Below are 6,000 nucleotides of genomic sequence, written 5' to 3'. Positions count from 1 at the left end.
AAGGAAGCACTTAGCTGGGTTTCGATCTTGTCCGGCAGTTCTTTTAAGACATCTTTTTTCAATCGCCTTAGAATGAAAGGGTTAATATGTCGACTTAGTTCGGTAAGAATATTTGAGTCTTCCCCTTTAATTATGGGGATTTCAAATTTTTTGCGGAAGTCCTGGTGGGAGAGGAGATAACCAGGCATAATAAAATTAAAGAGGGACCAAAGTTCGGAAAGCGAGTTTTCAATGGGCGTCCCGGTAAGTGCAAAATAGCTTTTGGCCTTAATTTGCTGGACAGATTTTGCGTTCAGAGTTTGTGGGTTTTTGGTGTGTTGGGCTTCATCCAAAAAACAGTAGGAAAAGTCTAATTTAGCAAATTCATCGATGTCCCGCCGAAGTATAGGATATGAAGTAACGACTAGATCACACTGATCATCTATTTCGGACAATTGCGTCTGTCTTTCCTGGGGATTGCCCTCCACGACAAGGACTCGAAGAGTAGGGGTGAATTTCTTCGCTTCTTCTTGCCAGTTATAGATCAACGAGGTGGGAGCAATAACCAAAGCAGGGGCAGAGGTGGTCAATTTTGCGGATAGAATGAAGGCCAGAACTTGCAAAGTCTTACCCAGCCCCATATCGTCGGCGAGGATTCCTCCAAGACCATAGGATGCTAATGTTTTAAGCCATTGAAATCCAGTCTTCTGGTAGTCTCTTAAGATATGATGCAACTCATCAGGTATTTCAAATTCTCCGTCTTGAGGCTCTAAGATGCTTTGCACTAATTGCTTAAAGGCTTTATTGCGTTGCACTCCAGGTAAGTTGGCTTGGCGCAGAAAGCTATCTATATACATGGCACGGTACTTAGGCAGATTGAGCAGTTTTTCATTCAGATCTGAGGCTTTAAGGTCTAAATTTTCAATGAGTTGGGCGACAGCGTTCATCTCCGGCTGATTTAGATCGAGGAAAGATCCATCGCGAAGGCGATGGTATTTTTTCTTTAAATGTAGAGAATGAAAGATATCCGATAATTCATTTTGATCGATATCAGTATATTGAAAGGATATTTCCAAGATATCTAAAGTTTCGTCTAAGCGAACTTGGCCGGAAAACGTCGTAGAGGTGCGGATTTTGAGCCTGAATTGATCCGAATAATAGAGTTCTGCAAGGTCTCTCAGTTGAGGAAGCCAATTGACGGTAAAATCAAAGATTTTATCATCGTCTTCAAGGTAAATTTTCCCTTTAGATACGATAAAATCGGCGTGTTCCAGAATGTTGAGGATCATTCGTTCCTGATTGACAGAACGGATGAGAATAACATCGCTGGCAGCGGACTCGTTACTAGTATCCCGGGTCGCAGAAAATGGATTAATGATGGTCTCTCCATAGTGGAATTCTAAACGAGCTGTGATGCCCATCTCGTTAGAACGATCAAAATAGATTTTGGCTTGTAAGCTTTCTTGAGTAAATTTATCTTCTAGGACAGGATCAATGATTACGGGACCTAATTTCCCGATTAAGGGCAGGGCTTCTGAGGCGAAAAGCTCCTTCTGGGCTGCTGGAATCACAATATTGGTCACGGATCCTTGGCGAAGGGCTGACAGGAGAGGTAAAAGGAGTTCTTTTTGGTTGGGGGAAGCTTGATGGATTTTAGCTTGGTAAACGTAGTAACTCCCATCATCCGTCAGTTGGAGGGGCATTTCTTCAGTTTCGAGTGTTAATGCCAGATCCTGACCTTGTGATTGGAGGGAAAATTCGATGGGTAGCCCATGCCGAATAATTTGAGTGGGTGTGGGAGGGGGAGCTTCAAAGCTCCAAGAAAACACTTTATCCCCCAAAGCGTCTAAAAACTTAGTTAAATAATAGCCCGTCAAGGGTAACAATTTTTGATTGAGCACGGTTGTCGCGTAAAAGGGCCCTTGCATCTCGATTATGGCTGAATGTTGGTCATTCATTTCTTGAAGCATGGCAATTACCCTACGATCTTCCTCTTTGAAAGTTTGTCTCGTAGGTTCCAGGGTAAATTGCTTACCAAATTCTAGCGAGCGGCCTGATTTAAGCGCAGTAAGAAATTGTCCGATATCTTTTACAACATAGAGTCGCTGCAGACCTACTCTAAGTTGTAGATGTGTAGAAAGCCGATGGCTGGGCAGGGTTTGGAGTTCCATGTTTAGAGTCAGTTCTTCATAAGGAGTTTCCTGTCGTTGATTCGCAAAAACAGTGAGAAGCTCATCAACCACGCGGCTTTGAACGACAGGGTCTGTCCAAGCTGACGGTAATTTTTGTTGGGCTGTTTTTAAGACGGCGATAACATGTTTGCAGGCTCCTGGATAGTCTTTGAAGGCTGGGCATGTGCAGCGATATGAGCGTACGGAGTTGTCCCTCTCGAAGGCTAGTTGAACAACATAGCGTAAACCTCCGATGACAGAAGCGTTTATTAGGCCTTTATCGGGGGAAAAACTGAAATTGTAGACTCTACCAGCCGCGTAATAGGAAAGCCCTTTTTTATATACACGATCATTATCCGCTAGATCTTGAATTATTTGTTCAGAGAGGTAAAAGCGAGGCATGAATATACTCCTTTGGCAGTAATATTTGCTGAGTTAGATAGGGGTATCAGTTAAGAATATCATAGTTTGAGTCTACTCGTCTAATTTAGGGGCCAGAGAGTTGATCTGAGTTGTTCTTTGCTCAATTTACTGATGATAAATCTAGCGACGGATCGTTGAAAATGATGGAATGAATAATTTAATATTATGATAAGATTGTATTATATTGTATATTATTGTTGTGTGTGATATATTAGCGAAGGTATATCCTATAGGCCTAAAGGCCTGCTTTAGGTCATGTTTTCTGTGATGTATTAGGCCATGATCAATTTAATACCTCTGCGATAACGGCAAACTCAGTGAGAACTGAGGGCGCAAAGCCACGGGTCTTAACACATTATGGTGAAGAAAGCCGGATATCGAAAAAACTTGTCGCCGTATACTTATTTGGCGTCTTTTGTTGTATAAGGAGGAAAGTTGGTTTTGATAACAAAGTTGGAACCCCTAACAATGAACAGCTTTGAAATTGGAGAACTTTCAGAGCTTGATCTATATGATATACAAGGAGTATTGTTGTTATCTAAAGGTAAGCCAATTACCACAAAAATCCATGAACTTCTTCTCCAACGAAAGTTATATACTTTACAATATGATTTGGAGAATTCTCATCCTCCCAATGAAGAACGTAGATTTCCTTCCTCGGAGTACCGTTTTATCGTAGGCTATGTTCGCAAAGTCTTTGAAAGCGTCTGCCTTTTTAGCTCTACACGTTTAATCGATTCGTTTGCTATTGTTGATAAAATTATCAACGAGTTAGAAGGAAATTCCCGTGTCTATATAGATTTTAATGAATTTCGAAACTTTGATAATTATACATATATTCATTCCGTAAATGTTGCGTTATTAGCTACTCTAGTAGGGTTGAAAATGGGGTTTTCAGGACAAAAACTAAGAACTTTATCTATGGGTGCGATGTTTCATGATTTGGGTAAAAGTTCTTTGCCCCTTGAAATACTGAATAAACCTTCGGGCTTAAATAGAGAAGAATTTACGATTATTAAAAAGCATCCAGAGATGGGTGAGGAAATGCTTAAATACTCCAATATCTCAAAGGAGATTCTCAGCATAGTCCGTCATCATCATGAACGTTGGAATGGCGAGGGCTATCCGGATGGTTTAAGACAGAGAGCTATTACGACTAATGCACAAATCGTTGCAGTTGCTGACGTTTTTGATGCCCTTGTTGCGGATCGACCCTACCGCAAAGGGTTGCCCCCCTATCACGCTTTAGAAATCATCGTGGCTGGTTCCGGGAAAGATTTTGATCAAGAGATTGTACACTGTTTTGAACAGTGTTTAATACTTTATCCGCAAGGTTCTATAGTTACCTTAAATACAGGTGAAATGGGTACAGTCGTCGGTATTCATTACAATTATCCGAGTAGACCTCTCATAAGAATTTTTTTTGATAAAAACGGAAAATTCGTTAACGAGGAACTAATCTGCGATTTGCTCAAGGATTTAACCAGGTTTGTGCAATCGGTCAGTTTTAACCACGTTACTTAGAGAATGAAGGAGACTGATGGCTCGTTATTTCGGTGTCGAAAATTGTATACAGTTTGATTGCAGGAAAAATGTGCACTTGCGCAGAAACAGTGATAGAATAATTAGATAATCAAAGTGTAAACAATCAACCAGACAAGCTGGCATATGAAGCTTTGGGGGGGATGTTCCGTGCTTATTACCTGCGATAACAACATGCAAATGGGCTATATCTACCTTATGCCTAATCAAACGACTGACGAGTATACCCTCGAGAAAAGCGATATCGGGCTTTACTATGATGTGAACAGTCTTAGCATTCCAAGAATTAAATGGCATAGCATGGGTCAAAGTTTGAGTCAAATGCGTTTGGCAACGAAGACGTATAGAGAGTCAGTGGATAAATCGTTTCATTGTGAATATTGGAATGACCTAGATAGTGAAGGCTACATGATGGGAATCGAATTGTATTTAACTGAAGAAACCTTTTTACCGTTAGTGGCCCATCAGGCCTTTAAGCTTTACGATATACGATGGCGGAACAGTGATTTCAGGATGCTTACGCTAGATGCCTATCATGATGTTCTGAATAAAAACAATGTTATCTATCCTTTAACCTCTGAAAAAGATGCTTTTGTGATCGTTGCTATTGATCCATCATCAAAAATCGGGAAGATAATGGCGCTGATTTCTGCAAGGGATGATTTATATCCCATCAATTATTTGAGAAACCCATTGTTTATGTTAGCAAATTCAAGCCGCTATCTAAGTCGGGATTAGTATCAAACTAGAGATAGGAATAGGCCACGACGAGGTCGTGGCCTATTCCTATTGCAGGTCTCTTTTTCCTATATTATAGTTAAGCAGTAAAGAAAATTTAAAAGCGATGATCTATTAATATTTTAACAGATCTTTAACCACAGCATAATTTGGACTTTACACACAAAGTATAATATAGAATGAACTAAAGATATTAAGATCCAAACCAAGGTTTGCCTGATAATATAAAATGAGGTGATTAAAATGGAACTATTGGTTGACTTGCATACTCATACCATAACAAGTGGACATGCCTACAGTACTATTACTGAAAATGCGCAAGCAGCCTCTCGCAAAGGGCTCAAATTGATGGGAATGACGGACCATGGTCCAAGTATGCCAGGTGCACCTCATCTGTACCATTTTGGTAATTTGTCAATTCTTCCTGATGAGATTTTTGGGGTGAAACTATTGCCAGGGGTTGAAGCAAATATTACGAACTATGAAGGTGAGTTAGATATGCCCATCCCTTATTTAGCTAAGCTGAAGCTGGTTCTTGTTGGGCTTCATCCGATCTGCTATCCCGGAGGGACAGGTGAACAAAATACTCAAGCCTTTATAAAAGCGATGGAAAACCCATATACGGATATGATGGTTCATCCGGGACGTCCACATTTTGAAATGGATCTTGAGCGAATTGCCTATGCCTCGGCTCTTTTAAATGTTCCGGTTGAGATAAACAATAGTTCACTTTCCACAATCAAAGAAAAAAGTGGAGCCCTTGAGAATTGCCGTTTTATTGCCCGTTATATGGCCAAGTTCAAAGGCCCCGTGATTTTAGGCAGTGATGCACATTTTTGGGATCGAGTCGGTGAATTCGGTGAAGCCCTAGAATTAGTTCGTGAGGCAGGGATTTCTCAGCACCAGATTCTTAACACTTCACCTGAGCGAGTGCTGGATTACTTGGCGACACGTCGTAAACATAGACCACTCATTGATCCATTATCGCCTAAATCGCAGCTAAGCATTGCTTAGAGTGAGGTTGGCTTTTCCTTTTTGCAGCGGAGGGATTCGACTTATTAGAGGAGCTACTCTGACTTTCTTCCTGCTAATCCGCAATGAATTTCGCAAGAGTTGAAGGAATATCCCAAATTCTGACGAATAATGC

At 40.8% G+C, this 6,000-nt stretch carries 4 protein-coding genes and 1 riboswitch; of the genes, 3 read left to right on the top strand and 1 reads right to left on the bottom strand.

All coding sequences use genetic code 11. The features are described from left to right. A partial coding sequence (locus JL57_RS16870; protein WP_034143180.1) for an SNF2 helicase associated domain-containing protein occupies nt 1-2,552 on the bottom strand: 2,552 nt, incomplete at its 3' end. Between the two features lie 318 nt (nt 2,553-2,870). Next, nucleotides 2,871-2,955: riboswitch (cyclic di-GMP riboswitch) on the top strand. Between the two features lie 59 nt (nt 2,956-3,014). Between JL57_RS16870 and JL57_RS16865 the strand changes: the two genes are divergently transcribed. The 3 genes from JL57_RS16865 (at nt 3,015) to JL57_RS16855 (ending at nt 5,867) form a co-directional block, all read left to right on the top strand. Beyond that, nucleotides 3,015-4,097 carry an HD-GYP domain-containing protein gene (locus JL57_RS16865; RefSeq protein ID WP_291300194.1) on the top strand — a complete coding sequence of 361 codons (1,083 nt, stop codon included), beginning with the start codon at nt 3,015-3,017 and terminating at the stop codon, nt 4,095-4,097. Between the two features lie 168 nt (nt 4,098-4,265). Continuing rightward, the gene (locus JL57_RS16860; protein ID WP_034143178.1) at nt 4,266-4,853 is read left to right on the top strand and encodes a hypothetical protein; all 588 of its coding nucleotides are present in this window, start codon (nt 4,266-4,268) and stop codon (nt 4,851-4,853) included. Between the two features lie 243 nt (nt 4,854-5,096). Then, a complete protein-coding gene (locus tag JL57_RS16855; RefSeq protein ID WP_034143177.1) occupies nt 5,097-5,867 on the top strand; it encodes a phosphatase in 771 nt (256 codons plus the stop codon). Nucleotides 5,868-6,000: the final 133 nt, after the last annotated feature.

This window comes from Desulfosporosinus sp. BICA1-9 (assembly GCF_000802135.1).
This window is presented reverse-complemented; position numbering and strand designations above follow the sequence as displayed.